The sequence below is a fragment of the Nonomuraea rubra genome, from assembly GCF_014207985.1.
Classification (GTDB): Bacteria; Actinomycetota; Actinomycetes; order Streptosporangiales; family Streptosporangiaceae; genus Nonomuraea; species Nonomuraea rubra.
Window position 1 is genome coordinate 2530511 of record NZ_JACHMI010000001.1, and the last position, 19603, is coordinate 2550113.

The following is a 19603-nucleotide window of genomic DNA, read 5'->3' on the forward strand; positions in this document are numbered from 1 at the left end:
GCCTCCCCCCTCATGACAGCCTCACGCTCGCGAACCCCTTCACCAGCAGGGCCAGCCCCCAGCCCAGCAGGCCGCTGGCGGGCAGCGTCAGCAGCCAGGCGGCGGCGATCCGGCCGGCCGCGTACCAGCGGACCCGGCCGCCGCCCTGCGCCACGCCCGCGCCGATGAGGCCGCCGGCGATGGCCTGCGTCATGCTCACCGGCATGCCGGCCGCCGCGCACCCGATCACCGCGGCGCCCGAAGCCAGCTCGGCCGCGACCCCGTGCGGGGGCCGGGAGACGATGATCTCGCGGCTCAGCGTGCGGCCCGCCTTGGGCAGCCCGTACAGGATGCCGAAGGCGAACAGCACGGCCGCCAGCGTCGTGTACTGCGGCGGGGCGCCGGTGAAACCCAGCGCGATCATGAACACGGCCAGCATCTTCTGCGCGTCGTTGGCCGCGTACGCCAGCGTCTGCAGCAGGAAGCCCGCCCAGTGCCAGCGCGCCAGCCCCCGTGCCGTGGTGGTGGCCACCAGCACCCGGATGAGCACCCACGCCAGCAGCCCGCCGGCGAACGGCGCCGCCAGCCCGAACGCCAGCACCAGCGCCACCCACCCGGGCGAGACCCGCAGCCCCCAGCCCAGCCCGGCCCCGGTGAGCCCGCCGACCACGGCCAGCGTCAGGCTGGTCGGGCGGCCCTTCGCGCTGAGCACGCTCACCACGGCGAGCGCCGAGACCACCGCGACGACCGTCGCGATCCGGCCGCCGGGCTCCTGGAAGGAGCCCAGCCGGGTCACGAACGTCAACGCCACCTGGTGCGTGACCAGCGGCACGACCGCGACGAACCCGGCCAGCACCGCGATCCCCGTCACCGGGCGCACCGCGGGCAGCTTGAGCCCGGTCGCCAGGAGCGCGCCCCCGTCGTTGATCCCCGCCACGACGGCGAACAGGCCGGCCACCACGACCAGCGCGAAGGCGTCCAACGGCATGCACTCCATCCCGCCCCGCCCCGGCGGGACACGTGCGTTCCAGGGATCGTCTCCCGACAACTACCCAAAATGGACAGAGGATCTCTGCGGTCCCGGTCACGCGCCCCCGGCCCCTCGTCGCGGGTACCCTCGTCTCAAGCTTCGAGCACGTCGACGTCCGCGAGAGTGAAGGCATGACCAGCCCCGCCGAATACATCCTGACGCTGTCCTGTCCCGACCGGCCCGGTGTCGTGGCCGCCGTCTCCGGCCTGCTCGCCGGGCACGGATGCAACATCATCGAGAGCCAGCAGTTCGGCGACAGGGTGGGGCAGCGCTTCTTCATGCGCGTGCAGTTCGCGGGAGGGCCGGGGGAGGACGAGCTCAACGCCGCCTTCGCCGCGCTCGCGCCCGACTTCGCCATGGAGTTCAAGCTGCGCGACGTGGCCAGGAAGCCGCGCGTGCTGATCATGGTGAGCAAGTTCGACCACTGCCTGAACGACCTGCTTTACCGCGTACGCTCCAAAGCCCTCGACATCGAGATCGCCGCAGTCGTGTCCAACCACCCCGACCTGCGGCCGCTCACCCAGTCCAACGGCATCGACTACCACCACCTGCCGGTCACCCCGGAGACCAAGCCGAAGCAGGAGGCCGAGGTGCTGGCGCTAGTCGAGCACTACCAGGTCGACCTGGTAGTGCTGGCCCGCTACATGCAGGTGCTCTCCGAGGACCTGTGCGAGAAGCTGGCGGGGCGGGCGATCAACATCCACCACTCGTTCCTGCCGTCGTTCAAGGGCGCCAAGCCCTACCACCAGGCCCACAACCGCGGGGTCAAGCTCATCGGCGCCACGGCCCACTACGTGACCGCCGACCTCGACGAGGGGCCGATCATCGAGCAGGAGGTGGCCAGGGTCAACCACAGCCACTCTCCCGAGGACCTGGTGGCCATGGGGCGCGACGTGGAGTGCCTGGCGCTGGCCAGGGCGGTCAGGTGGCACGCCGAGCAGCGGGTGCTGCTCGACGGCCACAAGACCATCGTCTTCCCGAGGTGAGCGTCACGGCCGGTAGGTGCCGAAGAACCAGGGGTTGCCCTGGGGGTCCTGGCAGCCGTACTCGCGCGAGCCGTACGGCTGGTCGACCAGGTCCATGGTGATCTTCGCGCCCGCCGTCCTGGCGCGGTCGTGGTGGGCGTCGACGTCGTCCACGGCGACGTAGATGCCGGGCCCGCCGGGCCTGCCCTGACCGACCATGATCATGTCGTCGCCGGCGAGCAGCTCGGCGTGGTGGACGACGCCCTCGTCGTTCTTGGAGACCTCGTGCACGCGGAAGCCGAAGGCGCTGGTCAGAAAGTCGATCGCGGCCTGGCAGTCCTCGTAGCGGGTCAGTGCGTAAACAGTGCGTGTCATGACACTCACGATGCCTCGGCGGCGCCGCCCGGTCTTGGATAAATCTGACCCGGCGTGGTGTCGCCCAGCACCCTGAACTCGCGGTTCATGTGCGCCTGGTCGTAGAAGCCGCACTCCGCCGCCGCCTCGGCCGGGGCCGTGCCCGCGCGCAGCAGCCGCAGCGCCCGCCCGAACCTGATGACCCGGGCCGCCGTCTTCGGCGGCAGCCCCACCTGGTCGTGGAAGCGGGCGACGAGATGGCGGTGACTCCAGCCCAGCGACTCGGCCAGCGACGACACGCCCAGCCGGCCGCCGGACTCCACCAGCCGCGCCCACGCCCACGGCAGCTCGGGCCCCAGCGTGGGGCCCGCCGCGATCCGCTCGCACAGCAGCCGGTCGGCCAGCGCCAGCCTGGCCCGCCAGGACGACGTCGCGGCCAGCCGCTCCACCATCAGGTCCGCCCGCGGGCCGAGCAGGTCGGCGATGGGCACCACCCGGTTCGTCAGGTGCCGCATCGGCACGCCGTACAGGCGCCGGGCGCCGAACGGGGTGAGGAACACCTCCACTCCCTCCGACGGCCCGGCGACGCGGGTGACGGTGAAGCGGTCGCCGAGACCGCCGCCGAACGCCGTGACCCGCTGCCCGCCCGCCTCCATCGGCGTGCCGAAGGCCAGGATCAGCACGGAGCCGGCCATCGCCATCTCCGACCTGGTCACCGGCGCGGCGTAGTGCTCGCGGTAGGCGCACAGGCGGGTCACGTACGGCCGCAGGGCAGCGCTGGGGGTGGCCTCCAGCATGGCCAGCCCCGGCGTCGTCATGCCTCCGAGATTACAGACCGGTGTGCGCGGCCAGGAAGGTCAGCGTGTCGGCCGACAGGTCCACCGACCTGCTCACCGAGCGGGCGCCGTGGCCGACCTCGGTCTCGTTGCGCAGCAGCACCGGCCGGTCGGCCGTCGAGGCGTGCTGCAGCGCCGCGCACATCTTCCACGCATGCAGCGGGTGCACCCGCGTGTCGGACTGGAAGACGGTGAAGAGCGTCGCCGGGTACGCCACCGACTCCTTGACGTGGTGGTAGGGCGAGTATCCCCACAGCCAGCCGAACTGCTCGGGGTCCTCGGCCGAGCCGTACTCGACGTTCCAGGTGGCGCCGAGCCCGAACTGCTCGTACCTGATCATGTCGAGCAGCGGCGCGGAGCAGACCACGGCCGCGTACAGCTCGGGGCGCTGCGTCAGCGCGGCGCCCACCAGCAGGCCGCCGTTGGAGCCGCCGGAGATGCCGAGCTGCTGCGGCGTGGTCACGCCGGTGGCGATGAGGTGCTCGGCCGCGGCGTGGAAGTCGTCGAAGACGTTCTGCTTGTTGGCCAGCATGCCCGCGCGGTGCCAGTCCTCGCCCTCCTCGCCGCCGCCGCGCAGGTTGGCGATGGCGTAGACGCCGCCGGCCTCCACCCAGGCCAGGATCGAGGCCGAGTAGCCGGGGGTCATGGACAAGCCGAAGCCGCCGTAGCCGTACAGGATGGTCGGGCGCGGGCCCGGCGACTCGCCGGCGGGGGAGATGACCAGCATGCGGACGTCGGTGCCGTCCTTGGACCGGTAGACCACCTGCTCGGTGCGTACCGGGGGCACCTCGACCGAGCCGGGGGAGGCCGCCCAGAGCGTGGTCTCGCCCGTGCGGGCGTCGTAGCGCTGGATGGTGGGCGGCGTGGTGTTGTCGGTGTAGCCGAACCACGCCTCGTAGCCGCCCTCGGGGCGCTCGGCGATGCCGCCGATCGAGCCGAGCCCGGGGGCCGGCACCTCGCCGACGCGCTCGCCGGTCGCCAGGTCGTGCACGGTGATCTCGCTGATCGCGTGGCGGGTCCAGCCCACCAGCATGACCGGGCGCTCCAGGTCGTCGAGGATGGCGAAGTCGCTCAGCACCGCCTCGGCGTCCTCGGGGATCAGCTCGCGCCAGGTGTCGTAGCCCGGCTCCGACGGGTCGGTGACGCACACCCGGCCCCTCGGCGCGTCGCGGTCGGTGTGCACGTAGAGCCTGCCGTCGCGCCCGAACGAGAGCCCGACCTGCGCGTCCACGCCCTCCTGGACGACCTTCAGCTCCGGCCGGTCGATCGGCGAGGCGGTCAGGTCGGCCACCCAGATGTCGTTGCGCGGGGCGGTGCCCTCGTGGGCCGACACCTGCAGCCACCGGCCGTCGCGCGAGACCGAAACACCGTAGTAGTTGGTCATCTTCAGGCCCTCGCCGAAGATCATCACGTCGTCCTCGGTGGAGGTGCCGACGCGGTGCAGGTAGACGCGGCGGTGGAACTGCCTCTCGTTCTCCGGCACCTCGGTGCTCGGCAGCCTGCGTACGTAGTAGAACGCCTCGCCACCGGGCAGCCACGCCACCGGCGAGTAGCGGCAGCGGTCGATCGGCCCCTCGACCCGCTCGCCCGTGGCCACGTCGACGAGGTAGAGGATCGACTCCTCGTCGCCGCCCACGGAGATCTGGTACGCCAGCAGGCGCCCCTCCTTGTCGGGCTGCACCGCGTCGAGCGTGGTCAGCCCCGACGGGTCGAGCGCCATCGGGTCGACCAGGGCCCGCTCGGTGCCGTCGGGCTCGACCACGTAGTAGACCGCGTGCTCCTGGTCGGGGGTGCGCCGCGAGAAGAAGTACCGCTCGCCGCGCCAGGCGGGCACGCCCACCGAGCCGGACCTGAGCAGCTCGGCGATGCGGTCCTTGAACCGCTGCTCCCCGCGTTCCTTGCCGAACAACTCGGCCTGCGCGAGCAACCATCCCTTGGTCTCGGGGCTGTCAGGGTCCTCCAGCCACCGGTAGGGGTCGGGGACGGGCGTTTCGTGCAGGATGTCGACGATGTCTTCGCGACGTGCTGTCGGGTACGGCTCTCGCGTCATGCCAGGAACCCTACTGCCAATGGGCATGCGTAAAGCGCTGGTAGAGCGGGCATAAAACGTACCGTGCGTCCCTCTGGTCATTCCGGCAGGAGGTTTTTGGGGTGGCGGGGACCACGGTGCAAACGCCAGACTTGGTGACAGGACGGTGCCGTGGTGACCATCCGCTGGACCGTCCGGCGGAGGTCCACGTGACGGAAGCACGAGTGCCCCAGGAGGGGCCGACAGGAGGGACATGCCAAGGCATGTCCCCTTTGATACGCGCGCAGCGGGGAGAGGCCCGATGATGCGCCAAGTCCTGCTGCTGAATGCCACTTACGAGCCACTGACCACCCTTTCGCTGCACCGCGCCGTCGTGCTCGTGCTGCGGGAGAAGGCCGACGTCGTCCACCGCGACGGCCGGGGCGCGGTGCTGCGGTCCGCCAGCCGCACGCTCGACGTGCCCTCGGTGATCAGGCTTCGCAGATATGTCCGTATCCCCTACCGGTCCCGCATTCCCCTGACCAGGGCCGCCCTCATGCGGCGCGACGACTACCGCTGCGCCTACTGCGGGCAGAAGGCCGAGACCATCGACCACGTCATCCCCCGATCCAGGGGCGGCACGCACACCTGGGAGAACTGCGTCGCCTCCTGCACCACCTGCAACCACAGGAAGGCCGACAAGTACCTGGAGGAGCTGGGGTGGACGCTGCGCGTCAGCCCGGCCGTGCCACGGGGCGCCCACTGGCGGCTCATCGGCGCCTCCCTCGTCGGTGACCCGCAATGGGCGCCCTACCTGGAAGCAGCAGCCTGAAACCGCGTTGAGCGCGAGGCCGCACGCCTGACACCATGAGCAGGCATGTGGACCTTCACCTCATCGGCTGAGGAGTACGCCGCGGTCGCCGAGCCGTTCCTGCTCGGCGACCCGGTGCGCAACACCGTGCCACTGACCGTCCTGGCCAACCTGCGGGCCGGCACGCCCGTGCGGGACCCCGTGTTCGGCTGGTGGACGGTCGACGGCGAGGTGCGCGGGGCGGTCTTCCACACGCCGCCGCATCCCGCCGGCCTGTTCGCCGTCCCCGTCGAGGCCGTCGCGCCGCTGGTGAAGGCGCTCGACGGCCGGCTGCCCATGTTCGTGGGCCCGCTGGAGGTGACCGGCGAGGCCACGCGCCTGCTCGGCACCCCGTCGCGGGTCGTCTCCGAGCGGCTCTTCCGGCTCGGCACGCTCAACGTGCCCGACGTGCCGGGCAGGGGCAGGCTCGCGGAGCCGGGCGACCTCCCGCTGCTGGTGAGCTGGTACCAGGCGTTCGGCGAAGAGACGGGCATGGGCGAGGGCGACGTCGTCGACCGGGTGGTGCGGCGGCTGGAGGGCCGGGAGCTGTTCGTGTGGGAGGCGGACGGCGCGCCGGTCTCGCTGGCCGCGCTCTCCCCGGCGGCCGGCGGGGTCTGCCGCATTGGCCCCGTCTACACGCCGCCGTCCCGCCGCAGGCGCGGCTACGGCGCGGCCGTCACCGCGCACGCCAGCCGGGTCGGCCTGGCGGAGCGCTGCGAGCAGGTCGTACTCTTCACCGACCTGGCCAACCCCACCAGCAACGCCATCTACCAGGCCATCGGCTACGAGCCCGTCTCCGACTACGAGCACATCGCCTACGGCTAGCGGGCTGTGCCTCCCGGCCCCGTCTCGTAGGATTGGCCCATGCCGCGTTACGACTTCCGGTGCCGCGCCTGCGGCTCCACCTTCGAGGTGTCCCGCCCCATGTCGGCCTCCGACGACCCGGCGACCTGCCCCGAGGGCCACGGCGACACGGTGAAGCTGCTGTCCACGGTCGCCATGACCGGTGGCGCCGCCGCGCCCAGGGCCGCCGCCGGTGGTGGCGGGTGCTGCGGCGGCGGGTGCTGCTCCTCCTAGACCCCGACGGCGGCGCTCCCGCGGGTCAGCGTCCTGACCGCGAGGCGGGCCATGCGCTCCACGGTGGCGACCCCGTCCTCCATGGCGGGGTTGCGCTCCGACAGCACGGCGATCAGCAGCTCGTGCCCGCTCACGACGAGCCGCCCGACGCTGTTGACCGTCCACAGCCCGTCGTGCGCCTCGGCGGGCAGCCAGCCGTTCTTGAGCGCCACCTCACCGCCCGAGGCGGCCGCGCTGACGCCCCACGCCTGCGACGGCACCACCGACGACATGAGGTCGAGCGCGTAGCGCCGGCTCCTGGCGGGCAGCGGCCCCTCGGGGTCGGTGAGCCGCTCCAGCACCTTGACCTGGTCGGAGGGCCTGCTGTGGGTGACGCCCCAGGACAGCCCGGAGCCGGGCCGCGTGTGGCGCACGCCCAGCCGCCGCAGCGCCCGGCGCAGGCCGTCCGGGCCGCCGATCGTCAGGTACAGCTCGTGGGCGCAGTCGTTGTCGCTGTTGCGGATCATGCGGGAGGCCAGGGCGCGCTCGTACGCGCTCAGCCGCCGGCCGTGCTCGCCGAGCAGGAACGCCAGCAGGATGTCCACCTTCGCCACGCTGGCCAGCATGAACGGGGTGTGCTCGCGGAAGGAGTACCTGGCGCCGGTGGTGCGGTCGTGGACGGCCAGCGCCGCCCGTCCAGGACGCTCGCGCAGGAACCGCTCCAGCGCCCGGTCCAGGGCCCGCCGCTCGGCCTCCGGCAGCACGCTCAAGGCCACGGCCGCCGGCATCCGTCTGGCGGGCGGAGCCGGGCGCGGCGCCCCCGCGGAAGGCGCCACGCAGCCGGCCGGGACGAGCAGCAGGACGGCCAAGAGCGAGAACTCCCGTACGCGCATGTGCGGGAGCCTGCCATCCGCCGCGCCAACGGCCGGGCGGCCGTTGGTCAACCGGCGGTCTCGGTTTCCGGCGGCTAGGCGGTCAGCCTGCGCTGACCCGTCTCGGCCGCCGTGACGGCCCGGCGCTTGCGGCGCTGGAACGGCAGGAACCGGTCGGCCAGATGCGGCCTGGACGGCGTGAGCGTGGGCTCGACCGCGATGATCCGGTCGAACCTGAACGCCCTGATCGCCCTGCGCAGCTTGCACACGCCGACCAGGTACCAGTATTCGCGGTGCACCAGGCACGTCACCGGCTCGACGTCGCGAGAGGTGACGAGGCCCGAGGCGTCGCGGTAGTGCAGGCGGATCATGAGGCGGCTGGTGATGGCGTCGGCCATCAGGCGGGCGCGGGAGGCGACGTCGACGGGCAGCGGCTCGGTGAGGGTCGTGAGCGTGGTGGCGATGACGTCGTCGTCGAGGTCGAGGTGCTCGAATGCGTGCTGCAGGCCACGCCTGGCGGTGACGGCCTGGGGCCCCGCTCCGAGGTGGGCGAGGGAGAGGGCGAGTGCGGCGATCTCGGCGGTCGTCAGCGGGCGAGTATCGTGCTTCACGACTGTCGTCATACCCCAACAATAGGGATGACCACCGACAATTTTCGAAAGTCTGTCCGGGAAGACAGGTGCCTGTGCGGCAGGCGAGAACCCACTCGGCCTGCCGCACAGGGCACGGTGACTACCGCGAGAGCTGCGACAGGTCGCGCGAGGCGCCCGTCGAGGCGGACGTCGTCATGGCCGCGTACGCCTGCAACGCCACGCTCACCTGCCGGTCGCGGTCACGCGGCCGGTACCCGCCCAGGTCGGCCAGCAGCCGCTCGCGCCGCGCGGCCAGCTCGGCCTCGGGCACCCGCAGCTCCATCGACCGGCCGGGGATGTCGATGTCGATGATGTCGCCGTCCTCGACCAGCGCGATCGTGCCGCCCTCGGCCGCCTCGGGGGAGGCGTGGCCGATCGACAGCCCGGACGTGCCGCCGGAGAAGCGCCCGTCGGTGACCAGCGCGCAGACCTTGCCCAGGCCCTTGCCCTTCAGGAACGACGTCGGGTACAGCATCTCCTGCATGCCGGGGCCGCCCTTGGGGCCCTCGTAGCGGATGACGACCACGTCGCCGGCCTTGACCCTGCCGCCGAGGATGCCCTCGACCGCCTGCTCCTGCGACTCGAACACCACTGCGGGCCCGCTGAACTTCCAGATGGACTCGTCCACTCCGGCCGTCTTCACGACCGCGCCGTCACGCGAGATGTTGCCGTAGAGCACGGCCAGGCCGCCGTCGGCGGTGTAGGCGTGCTCGCGGTCGCGGATGCAGCCGTTCTCGCGGTCGAGGTCGAGGTCGTCCCAGCGGTTGTCCTGCGAGTACGCCTTGACCGTGCGCACGTTGCCCGGCGCCGCGTGCCACAGCTCCATGGCCTCCGGCTTGACCGTCGGCGACATGGCGTCCCACTGGGCCAGCAGGTCGGCCAGCGTGCCGCCGTTCACGGTGGGCACGTCGCGGTGCAGCAGCCCGGCCCGGTCGAGCTCGCCCAGGATCGCGGGGATGCCGCCGGCGCGGTGCACGTCCTCGACGTGGTACTTGGCCGTGGCCGGGGCGACCTTGCACAGGCAGGGCACCCGCAGCGAGATCTCGTTGATCTCCTTGAGGCCGAAGTCCACCTGCGCCTCGCGGGCGGCGGCCAGGATGTGCAGGATCGTGTTGGTGGAGCCGCCCATGGCCACGTCGAGCGTCATCGCGTTCTCGAACGCCTCGCGGGTGGCGATCGAGCGCGGCAGCACCGACTCGTCGCCGTCCTCGTAGTAGCGGCGGGTGATCTCGACGAGCTGGCGGCCGGCGTCCTCGAAGAGCTGCTTGCGCGCCTTGTGCGTGGCCAGGATCGTGCCGTTGCCCGGCAGCGCCAGGCCGATGGCCTCGGCCAGGCAGTTCATGGAGTTGGCGGTGAACATGCCGGAACACGAGCCGCAGGTCGGGCAGGCGCTCTCCTCCATCTCCAGCAGCTCGGCGTCGGAGACCGAGTCGTCGGCGGAGGCGATCATGGGGTCGATCAGGTCGAGCTTCTTGCCCGGCGTCTTGCCGGCCTCCATGGGGCCGCCGGAGACGAAGATCGTCGGAATGTTCAGCCGGAACGCGGCCAGCAGCATGCCCGGTGTGATCTTGTCACAGTTGGACACGCAGATCAGCGCGTCCGCGCAGTGGGCGTTGACCATGTACTCCACGGCGTCGGCGATCAGCTCGCGCGACGGCAGCGAGTAGAGCATGCCGCCGTGGCCCATCGCGATGCCGTCGTCAACCGCGATCGTGTTGAACTCGCGGGGGATGGCCCCGGCCTCCCTGATCGCCGCGGAGACCACGTCGCCGACTTCCCGCAGGTGCACGTGACCCGGCACGAACTGGGTGAAGCTGTTGGCCACCGCGATGATGGGTTTGCCGAAGTCGCTCCCGGCTACGCCGGTCGCCCGGAGCAGGGCCCGGGCACCGGCCATGTTCCTGCCGTGGGTGACTGTACGTGACCTGAGGGCGGGCATTGCGCATCTCCCATCGCTAGCGAGTCTTCACATGTTACGGCCACCGCCCGGTAAATGAGACGCCTGTCCATGCATCGGACGGTTGGTTACCTGATCGTGCCGGAATCCGAGGTACTGACACGCGAACTCGTGTTACAGAGATCAAATGAGTCATGGGGCAGCCATGCTGGACGACCCCGCAAGGGTCGGCAACTTCATTCATACGATAGACCGCTTATGCCGCAGACCTGCCAGGGGCGAGGGCGTGCAGGACTCCCCGCACGTCGCCAGGCGGCCGTTGCTGACCGGATGGCGGGAGGGAGCCGAGGCCAGGCAGCACACCGACCGCAAGGGCATCCCGCTGATCCGGCTCAGCGAGGCCGGCACCTGGCCGGAGGTGCTCGCTCCCAGGGACAAGGCGGCCACGCACGTCATCTCGCGCGACATCCCGCGCGCCCACCCGGACATCCAGCCCGGCGAGCCGGTGCCGAAGATCCTCGCCCGCATCGTGGCCGAGCTGCGCAGCAACCGGCTCCGCTTCCCGCGCTACCGGCTGGCCGCGCTGCTGGCAGAGCAGCTCGCCGAGACGCACGGCGGCGAGGAACGCGCCCGCCGCATCCTGCGCGAGGCCGACCGCAACTGGGGCTGGGGCGTGGACACGGCGAACACGGGCGCCGAGAGCGTGCCGTTCCCGGTCAACCTGCTGCTGAGGCTGGTGCCCGGCTTCCTGCACGACCTGCGGCTGAGCGGGCGCGTGCCGGGCCTCGGCGGCAGGTTCCGCTGGCTGCGGCGGGCGCTGTCCCAGGACGACCGTACGGCGCCCGGCGTGCCCGCCCTCCTGGCCGCCCTCGATCCGGCCGACGAGCAGCGCGTCTCGCGGTTGTTGCTGCGGGCGTTCATGGACGACCTCGCCCGCCAGTACCGGCGCTCGCCGGCCCACGTGCGCGGCGCCGCCCACGTCTTCTACCCCCTCCTGCTGCTCAACGAGCACGCCGGCGAGCTGGTCGAGCTGATGCGGGAACGGCGCGCCGACCTCGACAGGTTCGACCCGGTCGTGGTGGTCTCCTACACGCCGGACGCCGTCCTGGTCGAGGACGACGAGGAGCCGCTGTGGACGCTCATCCGCTGGCGCAGGGAGCTCGTCACCGCCGACGACGCGGCGACCTGGCACCAGGTGCTGGGCACCCCGCTGGTCATCAGCGCGCCACCGCTGCCGCCCGGCCTGGCCAGGTACGACGTCGCCGACCTCACCTGGGTGCCGCCCGCCCGCGTGGCGCCCTGGTGGTCGTCCTGGGTCGCCATCACACTGTTCTGGATGGTCCTGGCGGGCGCCGTGGGCGCGTACGCGGGCCAGACCGCCGCCTGGCACCGCAGCGCCTGCGCGACGGGCCTGTGGACCCCCTGGACGGAGAGCGGCAGGCAGCTCGCCGGCACCGAGTGCGTGGGCGTGGCCGAGCCCGACTACCTGTTCGCGCCGGGCAACGAGGAGATGCGGCAGGTCCAGGCGGTGCTCCAGCAGCAGAACGAGCGGGCCGCGCAGCTGAGCGAGGGCAGCGGCCGGCCGTACGTGACGCTCGTCTACCTGGCGGCGCTGACCTCCTCCGACAACGACACGCTGGCCGCCGCCCGGGAGGGCCTGGCGGGCGTGGCCATCGCCCAGAAGCGGCAGAACAGCGCGGCGGGCCCCAGCGAGCCGCTGGTCCGAATCCTGCTGGCCAACGCGGGCGGGCGCATGCAGCACGGCTCCCGCATCGCCCGCCTGCTGCTGCGCTACCAGGACGGGCAGGCGCCCATCGTGGGGGTCGTGGGCCTGGACCAGAGCCGCCAGGAGACGGTCGCGGCCATCCAGGAGCTGGGCAAGGCCGGGCTGCCCATGGTGGCCTCCACGCTGTCGGCCGACCGCCTCGTCAAGGATTCGCCGTTCTACTTCCAGGTGGCGCCGCAGAACTCCAGGCAGGCGTGGATGGCCGCGGCCTTCGCGAGCTCGCTGGCCGGCAAGGGCGAGGTGACCCGCCAGGCCCGCGTCTACTACTCCCACGACGAGACCGACTACTACGCCGCCAACCTCAAGTCCCGCGTCGTCGCCGGCCTCCAGGAGCACCAGTTCGCCGTCGAGGCGCACCGGTTCACGCCCATCGGCACGGCCAAGCCGGGTGCGGAGGACCGCAGCGAGGACCCGTACGCGGGCGACCCGCGCGACGCCGGGGTGTCGGCCTGCGGCTTCGACGGGCTCGTGTACTTCGCCGGCCGCGGCATCCCCGACTTCGCCGAGTTCGTGAAGGGGGTGGCCGACAAGTGCGCGTCCGCGCCGCCGGTCATCCTCGGGGGCGACGACGTCACCCGGTACGTCGCCGACGTGAGCCTCAGGTCGGCCGTCGGCGGCATCGGCTACTACTACGAGTCGTTCGCCGTCGCGCCCAGCAAGTGCGGCCAGCCGCAGCGGCACGACTTCTACACCGAGCTGTTCACCACGTTCCCCTTCGAATGCGAGGAGCCCGGCCCCGGCCGCACCCTGGACGGGCACGCCGCGCTGTCGTACGACGCCACCGAGACGATGATCACCGCCATCCGGCGGCTGGGCGGCATGCGCCACCGCGTGCCGGTGAACTCCTACACCGTCTGGCGCCAGCTCGGCACCCTCTACACCGCTGACCCGGGCGGCCACGCCATCGAAGGCGCCACGGGGGCGCTGGACTTCGGGACGAACTCGCCCCGGCAGTACCCCGTGGACAAGGCCGTACTGATCCTCTACGCCAAGGGCGCGGAACGGCCGACCCAGGTCGGCGCCTGCGGCAACATCAAGGGTGCCACCGAGAAGGATCTCTTCCCCTGGTGCGGCTCGATCCCCCCGCGGTATCGCTAGCCCGGCACCCTGACGGCGGCGAGCTGGGTGGCCTGTCCCACCAGGCGGCCCTTGTCATCCCAGATATGGGCCACCTCGTCCATCCGCTCGCCGCCGACGTCCGTCGCCGACAGCCGCACCCGGATCGGGCCGGGGGCGGGCAGCCGGCGGAGGTACGCCGAGAGCTGGATCGTCGGCACCCACCCCGACAGCCCCAGATCGAACGAGACCGGCGGCACCGGGTCGAGCGCCACCAGCAGGCTCAGCGGGTCCCAGTCGGAGCCGTCGGCCAGCCGCTGCCAGGACGCGATCGTGCCGCGCCTGGACGGGGCGCCGAAGGCGAAGGCCAGGTGCTCGGGGTCGATGCGCTCCTCGATCACCGCCATCAGCGGCACGTGCATGTCCGCGCCCGGCGGGTCGACGGGCGCCAGGAAGCAGTCCTGCTCGGGCGGGAGGGCGACCGGCTCGGACGCCGACCACCACGGGTCGGAGTCGTCCAGCAGGCCCAGCGTGATGTGCGCCTCGACGCGCGTGCGGCCCTCCTGCACCAGCGCCGCCCTGACCTGCGCCACGCTCCTGCCCACCCGCAGCGGCTCGACGCGGGCGACCGCCTCGCCCGGCTCGGGCGGCTCGACGAAGGTGCCGCTGACGGCCGTCACGTGGGGGTGCGCGGCGCCCGCCGGGCTCTCGCAGGCGGCCCTGGCCAGCACCGCCAGCAGGTAGCCGCCGTGCAGCCGGGTGCCGACGCTCCACTGGGGGTCCAGCGTGGCGCCGAACTCGCCGTCGCCGTACGCGGTCAACGCCGTTGCTTCCTGAAAAGTCCCCATTTTTCGCCATCCCTTCCCCAGGAAGGTCAGCTTGACACCGTTAACTTGACGACGTCAACCTGAGGACATGAGCACCAGACGCGTACGAGCCAGGCGCGGAGAGGGCGCGCTGCTGCGCGAGGAGATCCTGCGCGCGGCCGAGGAGCTGCTGGCCGAGTCCGGCACCGAGGACGCGCTGACGGTCCGCGCGGTCGCGCTGCGGGCGGGCGTGTCCACCCCCTCGGTCTACCTGCACTTCGCCGACAAGGAAGCGCTCGTCGAGGCGGTCTGCATGCGGGTGTGGGGCGAGCTGGGCCGCCTGTTCGCCGACAACCAGGGCGGCGACCCGTTCCTCGCCCTGGGCAGGTGCGCCCGCGCCTACGCCCGCTTCGCGCTCGACCACCCCGTGCAGTACAGGGTGCTCATGATGCGGCCGTCAGCGGTCCCCGGCGTGCCGCCCGCCGCCGCCGACGCCTTCCGCCACATGGTGAACGCCGTGTCGGCCTGCGTGGCGACCAGGGTGCTCGAAGGCGACCCCGAGGAGCTCGCGCTCGGCCTCTGGTCGGCCGTGCACGGCTGCGTCTCCCTGCTCATCGCCCAGCCGGCGTTCCCGTGGCCGCGCGACAGGGAGGCGCTGCTCGACCACGTCGTCAGGCAGGCCGGGTTCGGCGCGGCGGTGTACTCGCGGCTGCCGCGAGCGCTGCCGCCGAGCGCGGAGCTGGCCGCCTGCCTCGACGACTTCGGTACGAGGCTGGCGGCCCGCGGACCGGGGGATCAGCCCTCGCCGTAGCGGGCGGGCAGCACCTGCGTGGCGATGTCGTAGATCCGGTCGATCTCGGCGGTCGTCAGCGCCCGCTCCCGCTTGGTGATCCACTTCCGGGCCCGATCGCCCTGGTAGACGTCCACGCCGCGGATGTTCATGATCTTCCATGGCACCGGCGGGCCGTAGATCGCCAGGGAGGGCACGACGGAGATCTCGCGGCCGAACGACTTGCTGATCAGCTCGCTGGCCTGCGTCGCCTCCCACTTGGCCTCGGTCAGCCGAGGCTTCATGTCGAACGGGCCGTGGAACAGCTTCTTGCCCATCTGCACCCGGACGGGCAGCCGGCGGTCCCACTTCTCGGAGTCGACCGCGTACACGCCTGTCGGGCCCACCACGAGGTGGTCGATCTGGGCCTCACTGCCCGGGATCGCCCTGGCGTGCAGCGTACGGTAGCCGCTGCGCTCGAGCCTGCGCAGCTGCGCCTCCGTGCGGCGCTCTGCCACGGACGTCCGCCGCCACGCGGGCACGGACGAACTGGAGCGAGCGCGGTAGACCGCCTCGAGGATGGCCGCGATCACGCCCGCGGTCACGCCCACCCGCCAGTCGCGCACAAGGAAGCCCACAGCCAGGCCGACCACCACCGCCAGGATCAAGCGGTTGCGCAGGCGGCGGAACCGGGGCTGCTGCAGCAGGCTACGCACGGACGCGCGCTCGACCGGCGCGTACGTGGAGGTGGGCGCCGAAGGCTTCGCGGCGGCGGTCTGCTCGCTTTCTGGCCGGTCGCTCACCCAGATGGGTGACGCGTTGTGACCGTCTTCTCGCTGGTTGTCGGAGTCCACGTAACTCACCGTAGCCCGGGGTTTCGATCGATTCCTAGTGTTGCCGTGTCCATAGTTTTATGGCCCAGCTCATCGTGTTCCACTCATGTTTTCGGGGTATGTCTACTTCTTCTCTAGAGAAGCCCCGCACTGCAAAAAGATCTTAACCCAGGGAGAGCACGACGGGTCTGGCCGAGCCCGCTGACGAGGTTTACGGTCTTGGTGTGAACAGCGCGGCGGAGATTCTGCTCTTTCTCATCGGCGTGTCCATGGGGCTGTTCGTGCTGATCACCCTGCTCGTCATGGTGCCGGGGCGCGGGGCGCAACGCCGGATCGAAGCGGGCCCCGTGTGGCTGGGAGGGCCCTCCAGGAGCGAGCGCGGGGTGAGCACGTCCGGACTCGTACTGGCCGACAGGGTGGCGCACTGGGCCGAGGTGCCCGAACACGACTGGGTGGCGGCCGCCGAGACGGCGGAGCCCGGCAGGCACGTCGGCGGCGCCTCGGCGGGATGGTGAGGTGACCATGAAGGGACTGACCGCCGCCCAGGGCGACGACGTCCGCAAGGCCCTGCACACCGCGGAGCGGCGCAGCGGGCTGCGGTTCGGCGTGTTCCTCGGCGACCCTGTGGGCGGGCGCCGGCACTTCGCCGAACGCCTGCACGCCGCCCTGGGCTCGGAGGCCGGCGACGCCGTGGTGGTGTTCGTGGACCCGGCCGGGCGGGCCATCGAGATCGTGACGGGCGAGAACGCGCGCAGGCGGCTGAGCGACAGCGCCTGCCGGCTGACGGCCATGTCGATGGCTACGGCGTTCAGCGCGGGCGATCTGATCGGCGGCCTGCTGTACGGCATCGGCGCCCTCGGCGAACAAGCCACCGCCCGCCGCTGACCGCCGCCACCCGCCATCCGTCGCCGCTCGCGGCGCTGCTGGTGCGTCGCGGTCGCACGCCGGCCGCGTGACTCGCCACGGTGTGCGTCACCACCGGCGGCCGCACGCTGGGGCGGGCGGCTCCCGGCGGCGCGCCTTCGCCGGCCGGGCGGCTCTCCGCGCCGCGCAACGCGCTGGCCGGGCGGGGGCGCCATGGCCGGTGGGCGGCTTCCCTCCCGGCCCCGATGCGGAGGCGGTGCGGTCAGGGCTGGCGTTCGAGGAGGGTGACGATGTGCTCGCTGACGCCGTTGAGGAGGGTCGCCGGCTCGATGGACGCGTCGGCGATGGCCGAGAAGAGCGAGGGCAGGCCGGGGAGAGGGAAGCCGTCCTCCTTGAGGGCCGCGGTGCCGATCGGGTTCTTGTCGAGCACCGCGCGGCTGCGTTCCCAGGCGTCGAGCACCTCCTCGGGCGACGGCACCCCGAACCCGTGCCCCACCGGCGCCGCGTGGCGGAGCCGGACGAGCGGGGTCTCGGCGAAGGCCAGCGCCGTGCGGGCGCGCGACTGCAGGTCGGCGCGCGGCTCCGGCTCGATCCAGTCCATGGCCGTGCAGGGGTTGCGGCAGGTGGCCACGCACACGCCCAGCGCGCCGGCGACCTGGCTGTGCTGGCGGTCGAAGTACGCCCGCCAGCCCTCGGAAGGCTCGGCCGAGACCCGCAGCGTCCGGTTCGTGGCGGACTGCTCGGACTTGGTGTGGTCGCACTCCCGATCGCCGATCACGCCGAACCTGCTTCCCGACGCGCTCAGCCCCACCGGCCACCTCGCCGGGTCGCCGGCGTGGCCGAGCTGCGGTTCGAAGGCCAGCAGCGGCAGGTACTCGCTGGCGATGTGCACCGCCGCGATCATGGGGCTCAGCTCGCGCCGGTGCCACCGTACGGCGATGACCTCCAGCAGCAGCCCGTACGCCGGGCGCAGCGACTCCAGCGCTCCCCGTGGCTGCTCGCGCGGGGTCTGCGGCATGTGGCAGGCCCTGGCGCGCCGCCGCAGGTCGGCGGGCACCTCTCGCGCCTCGGCCGCGAAATCCTCCGCGTCGAGCGAGAGCAGCCGCTGCCCGAACTCGCACACCTCCGCGATCTCCGCGGCGGGCGCGAGCGCGCCGAGGTCGGCGAAGGCGTAACGGCGGGCGAGGGCGACGAACAGGTCACGAGTCGAGTCCACGCGATGACTTTCTCACGATCAGCGAGCGATTACGGACATGAGGCCCATGGGTGTCGCCTCCGGGCCAACCCCCCGGAAGCACACCCGGCCCGTGGCGGGTGGCACGGCCATGAGCAGGCCGGGGTGGTCACGGGGTTGGACGTGGCGCCGGGCACCTGCGGGGTGGGCGATCGCGGGCAGGGACACGGCGCCGGGCGTTGCCGGCAGGGGGGCGGTCACGGGCAAGGGGCGCGGATGCACTGGATCTCGCCGGGCGGGGCCGTGATCGTCGGCTCGGACGTCGGCTCCTCGGGGCCCGGCGTGGTGGGCTCCTGCGTCGGCTCTTCCGGCTCGGACGTGGTGGGCGTGGCCGTGGGGCTCTCGGTCGCCGGGCTGGACGTGGTGACCGTCGGGCTGGGGGAGGGCACGGGCGTCGCCCGCGTCGCCCGGGGGGTGGGCCCGCGTTTGGTCGGCTCTGCCGTGTGCTTCCTGCCGCTGCTTGCCGACGGCGTGGTGGGGACGACGTCCGCCGGGCTGCTGACGCTGATCGGGATGGACGGCGCTTCCTCCCTGACCGCCTGCGGGGTGGGCCGGAACCACACGAACCCGGCCACGGCCGCCGACACGAGCACGGCGGCCGCCATGGTGACCACCACCTGCAACGTCCGGCGCCGCCGCGACGACGCCGTCCCGCCAGGCGCGGTCACCACCCCCGGCTTCCCGCCGCCGGCAGGCGTTCTGCCAGCGCCGGACACTCCGCCGGCAGGCGTCTTGCTGCCGCTGGACATTCCGCCGAAAGACGTCTCGCCGCCAGGGGGAGCCCCCGCCAGACCAGCGAGCCCGAGCGTGCCGGCCCCGGGAGCCGATCCCGGCGCACTGTCGCCGTGCGGACCCGACGGGCCCGACGGCCCCTGCGCACCGGCCGAGGAAGGCGACCCGAAGGTGGCAGAAGAGCCGATCCCGTCGAAGGCGGAACCGGTCAGGGCGGCGCGCGCCGCCTCGGCCATCTGCGGCGCAGTCCGCCACCGCGCCTCTGGCGCCTTCTCCAGGGCCCGCTCCACCACCTGCCGCACGCCGGCGGGCACGTCATCGGGCAGCCGGGGAACGGGTGAGTTGAGGTGCTTGAAGATGATCTGGATGGGGGTGTCGCCCTGGAACGGCAGATGCCCCAGCAGGCATTCGTACGCCACCACCCCCAGCGCGTACACGTCGACCGCGGGCGTCACCTCGTTGGAGGTGGCCATCTCGGGCGCGCAGTAGCCGGCCGAGCAGAGCATCGTCCCGGTGGCCGTGAGCTGGCCGGCGGAGGCCGAGTGGGCGATGCCGAAGTCGGTGAGCACCACGCTGCCGCCGGGCTTGACCATGAGATTGGCCGGTTTGACGTCGCGGTGCACGATGCCCTGCGCGTGCGCGGCCGCCAGCGCGTCGGCGACCTCGGCGATCAGCCGCATGGTGGCCGCGACCCCGAGCGGCCCGCGCCGCAGCACGCGGTCGAGCGATTCGCCCTGGATGTGCTCCATGACCAGGAAGCTCACGCGCCGGCCCGCGACGTCGCAGATGCCGTAGTCGTAGACGTCGACCACGCCGGGGTGGGTGAGCGTGGCCATGGCCCTGGCCTCGTTCTGGAAGCGCTGGGCGAACGTGGGGTCCTCGCTGAGCGCCGGCATCAGCACCTTCACCGCCACCGTACGCCCGAGGACCGTGTCGTCGGCACGCCACACCTCGCCCATGCCCCCGCCACCGATGCGGGCGCCGAGCACGTAGCGGTCGTTGAGGGAGGACCCCGGGCCTAGCACGTTTCGAGGCTAACACCGC

General features: G+C 72.3%; 19 protein-coding genes. 8 read left to right on the forward strand and 11 right to left on the reverse strand.

Annotated features, from left to right (window positions below):
• Positions 1–10 precede the first annotated feature (10 nt).
• Positions 11–967, reverse strand: a complete 957-nt coding sequence (locus HD593_RS11485) for an inorganic phosphate transporter (RefSeq protein ID WP_246546452.1) — start codon at positions 965–967, stop codon at positions 11–13.
• Between the two features lie 173 nt (positions 968–1140).
• On the opposite strand from HD593_RS11485, the gene purU reads away from it, so the two are divergent.
• The gene (gene purU / locus HD593_RS11490; RefSeq protein ID WP_185102154.1) at positions 1141–1995 is read left to right on the forward strand and encodes a formyltetrahydrofolate deformylase; all 855 of its coding nucleotides are present in this window, start codon (positions 1141–1143) and stop codon (positions 1993–1995) included.
• A gap of 3 nt (positions 1996–1998) precedes the next feature.
• On the opposite strand, the gene HD593_RS11495 is transcribed toward purU, so the two are convergent.
• From HD593_RS11495 to HD593_RS11505, 3 genes are read right to left on the reverse strand one after another with little or no spacing between them, the layout of a single operon-like run.
• Complete coding sequence (locus HD593_RS11495; RefSeq protein WP_185102155.1) at positions 1999–2349, reverse strand: VOC family protein; 351 nt, start codon at positions 2347–2349, stop codon at positions 1999–2001.
• 5 nt (positions 2350–2354) lie between these two features.
• On the reverse strand, positions 2355–3146 hold the full coding sequence (locus HD593_RS11500; RefSeq protein ID WP_185102156.1) for a helix-turn-helix domain-containing protein: 792 nt from the start codon (positions 3144–3146) through the stop codon (positions 2355–2357).
• A gap of 10 nt (positions 3147–3156) precedes the next feature.
• Entirely contained in the window at positions 3157–5214 is a 2058-nt protein-coding gene (locus HD593_RS11505; protein WP_185102157.1) for a prolyl oligopeptidase family serine peptidase, read from the reverse strand.
• Between the two features lie 283 nt (positions 5215–5497).
• Here HD593_RS11505 and HD593_RS11510 point away from each other — a divergent pair, with 283 nt between their 5' ends.
• From HD593_RS11510 to HD593_RS11520, 3 genes are read left to right on the forward strand one after another with little or no spacing between them, the layout of a single operon-like run.
• Positions 5498–6004 (forward strand): HNH endonuclease, encoded by a 507-nt coding sequence (locus tag HD593_RS11510; protein WP_043640342.1) that lies wholly within the window; start codon positions 5498–5500, stop codon positions 6002–6004.
• A gap of 45 nt (positions 6005–6049) precedes the next feature.
• Positions 6050–6847, forward strand: coding sequence for a GNAT family N-acetyltransferase (locus HD593_RS11515; protein WP_185102158.1), 798 nt, complete (start codon positions 6050–6052; stop codon positions 6845–6847).
• Positions 6848–6886: 39 nt separating this feature from the next.
• Entirely contained in the window at positions 6887–7099 is a 213-nt protein-coding gene (locus HD593_RS11520) for an FmdB family zinc ribbon protein (RefSeq protein WP_185102159.1), read from the forward strand.
• Here HD593_RS11520 and HD593_RS11525 read toward each other — a convergent pair.
• From HD593_RS11525 to ilvD, 3 genes are all read right to left on the reverse strand, one after another.
• Positions 7096–7971 (reverse strand): serine hydrolase, encoded by an 876-nt coding sequence (locus HD593_RS11525; protein WP_185102160.1) that lies wholly within the window; start codon positions 7969–7971, stop codon positions 7096–7098. The two genes, HD593_RS11520 and HD593_RS11525, sit on opposite strands and share 4 nt — an antisense overlap.
• A gap of 74 nt (positions 7972–8045) precedes the next feature.
• On the reverse strand, positions 8046–8573 hold the full coding sequence (locus HD593_RS11530; protein ID WP_185102161.1) for a WYL domain-containing protein: 528 nt from the start codon (positions 8571–8573) through the stop codon (positions 8046–8048).
• Positions 8574–8682: 109 nt separating this feature from the next.
• Complete coding sequence (gene ilvD, locus HD593_RS11535; RefSeq protein ID WP_185102162.1) at positions 8683–10521, reverse strand: dihydroxy-acid dehydratase; 1839 nt, start codon at positions 10519–10521, stop codon at positions 8683–8685.
• Between the two features lie 244 nt (positions 10522–10765).
• Here ilvD and HD593_RS11540 point away from each other — a divergent pair, with 244 nt between their 5' ends.
• On the forward strand, positions 10766–13363 hold the full coding sequence (locus HD593_RS11540) for a type 1 periplasmic-binding domain-containing protein (RefSeq protein WP_185102163.1): 2598 nt from the start codon (positions 10766–10768) through the stop codon (positions 13361–13363).
• Here the strand turns inward: HD593_RS11540 and HD593_RS11545 are convergent.
• Positions 13360–14169, reverse strand: a complete 810-nt coding sequence (locus HD593_RS11545; RefSeq protein ID WP_185102164.1) for a thioesterase family protein — start codon at positions 14167–14169, stop codon at positions 13360–13362. The two genes, HD593_RS11540 and HD593_RS11545, sit on opposite strands and share 4 nt — an antisense overlap.
• A gap of 67 nt (positions 14170–14236) precedes the next feature.
• Here HD593_RS11545 and HD593_RS11550 point away from each other — a divergent pair, with 67 nt between their 5' ends.
• Complete coding sequence (locus tag HD593_RS11550; protein ID WP_185102165.1) at positions 14237–14938, forward strand: TetR/AcrR family transcriptional regulator; 702 nt, start codon at positions 14237–14239, stop codon at positions 14936–14938.
• Here the strand turns inward: HD593_RS11550 and HD593_RS11555 are convergent.
• Complete coding sequence (locus HD593_RS11555; RefSeq protein WP_185102166.1) at positions 14923–15750, reverse strand: nuclease-related domain-containing protein; 828 nt, start codon at positions 15748–15750, stop codon at positions 14923–14925. The two genes, HD593_RS11550 and HD593_RS11555, sit on opposite strands and share 16 nt — an antisense overlap.
• A 203-nt stretch (positions 15751–15953) precedes the next feature.
• On the opposite strand from HD593_RS11555, the gene HD593_RS11560 reads away from it, so the two are divergent.
• The gene (locus tag HD593_RS11560) at positions 15954–16244 is read left to right on the forward strand and encodes a hypothetical protein (RefSeq protein WP_185102167.1); all 291 of its coding nucleotides are present in this window, start codon (positions 15954–15956) and stop codon (positions 16242–16244) included.
• Positions 16245–16251: 7 nt separating this feature from the next.
• Complete coding sequence (locus tag HD593_RS11565) at positions 16252–16614, forward strand: DUF5130 family protein (RefSeq protein ID WP_185102168.1); 363 nt, start codon at positions 16252–16254, stop codon at positions 16612–16614.
• A gap of 241 nt (positions 16615–16855) precedes the next feature.
• On the opposite strand, the gene HD593_RS11570 is transcribed toward HD593_RS11565, so the two are convergent.
• Positions 16856–17809, reverse strand: a complete 954-nt coding sequence (locus tag HD593_RS11570; RefSeq protein ID WP_185102169.1) for a hypothetical protein — start codon at positions 17807–17809, stop codon at positions 16856–16858.
• Between the two features lie 215 nt (positions 17810–18024).
• Positions 18025–19584, reverse strand: coding sequence for a serine/threonine-protein kinase (locus tag HD593_RS11575; RefSeq protein ID WP_185102170.1), 1560 nt, complete (start codon positions 19582–19584; stop codon positions 18025–18027).
• Between the last annotated feature and the right edge of the window lie 19 nt (positions 19585–19603).

Bases quoted from the DNA above. Each gene is read 5' to 3' on its own strand.
- ilvD (WP_185102162.1), bottom strand. From the start codon at position 10,521: ATGCCCGCCCTCAGGTCACGTACAGTCACCCACGGCAGGAACATGGCC.
- HD593_RS11495 (WP_185102155.1), bottom strand. From the start codon at position 2,349: ATGACACGCACTGTTTACGCACTGACCCGCTACGAGGACTGCCAGGCC.
- HD593_RS11510 (WP_043640342.1), top strand. From the start codon at position 5,498: ATGCGCCAAGTCCTGCTGCTGAATGCCACTTACGAGCCACTGACCACC.
- HD593_RS11565 (WP_185102168.1), top strand. From the start codon at position 16,252: ATGAAGGGACTGACCGCCGCCCAGGGCGACGACGTCCGCAAGGCCCTG.
- HD593_RS11505 (WP_185102157.1), bottom strand. From the start codon at position 5,214: ATGACGCGAGAGCCGTACCCGACAGCACGTCGCGAAGACATCGTCGAC.
- HD593_RS11500 (WP_185102156.1), bottom strand. From the start codon at position 3,146: ATGACGACGCCGGGGCTGGCCATGCTGGAGGCCACCCCCAGCGCTGCC.
- HD593_RS11530 (WP_185102161.1), bottom strand. From the start codon at position 8,573: ATGACGACAGTCGTGAAGCACGATACTCGCCCGCTGACGACCGCCGAG.
- HD593_RS11520 (WP_185102159.1), top strand. From the start codon at position 6,887: ATGCCGCGTTACGACTTCCGGTGCCGCGCCTGCGGCTCCACCTTCGAG.
- HD593_RS11515 (WP_185102158.1), top strand. From the start codon at position 6,050: ATGTGGACCTTCACCTCATCGGCTGAGGAGTACGCCGCGGTCGCCGAG.
- HD593_RS11485 (WP_246546452.1), bottom strand. From the start codon at position 967: ATGCCGTTGGACGCCTTCGCGCTGGTCGTGGTGGCCGGCCTGTTCGCC.
- HD593_RS11545 (WP_185102164.1), bottom strand. From the start codon at position 14,169: ATGGGGACTTTTCAGGAAGCAACGGCGTTGACCGCGTACGGCGACGGC.
- HD593_RS11550 (WP_185102165.1), top strand. From the start codon at position 14,237: ATGAGCACCAGACGCGTACGAGCCAGGCGCGGAGAGGGCGCGCTGCTG.
- HD593_RS11525 (WP_185102160.1), bottom strand. From the start codon at position 7,971: ATGCGCGTACGGGAGTTCTCGCTCTTGGCCGTCCTGCTGCTCGTCCCG.
- purU (WP_185102154.1), top strand. From the start codon at position 1,141: ATGACCAGCCCCGCCGAATACATCCTGACGCTGTCCTGTCCCGACCGG.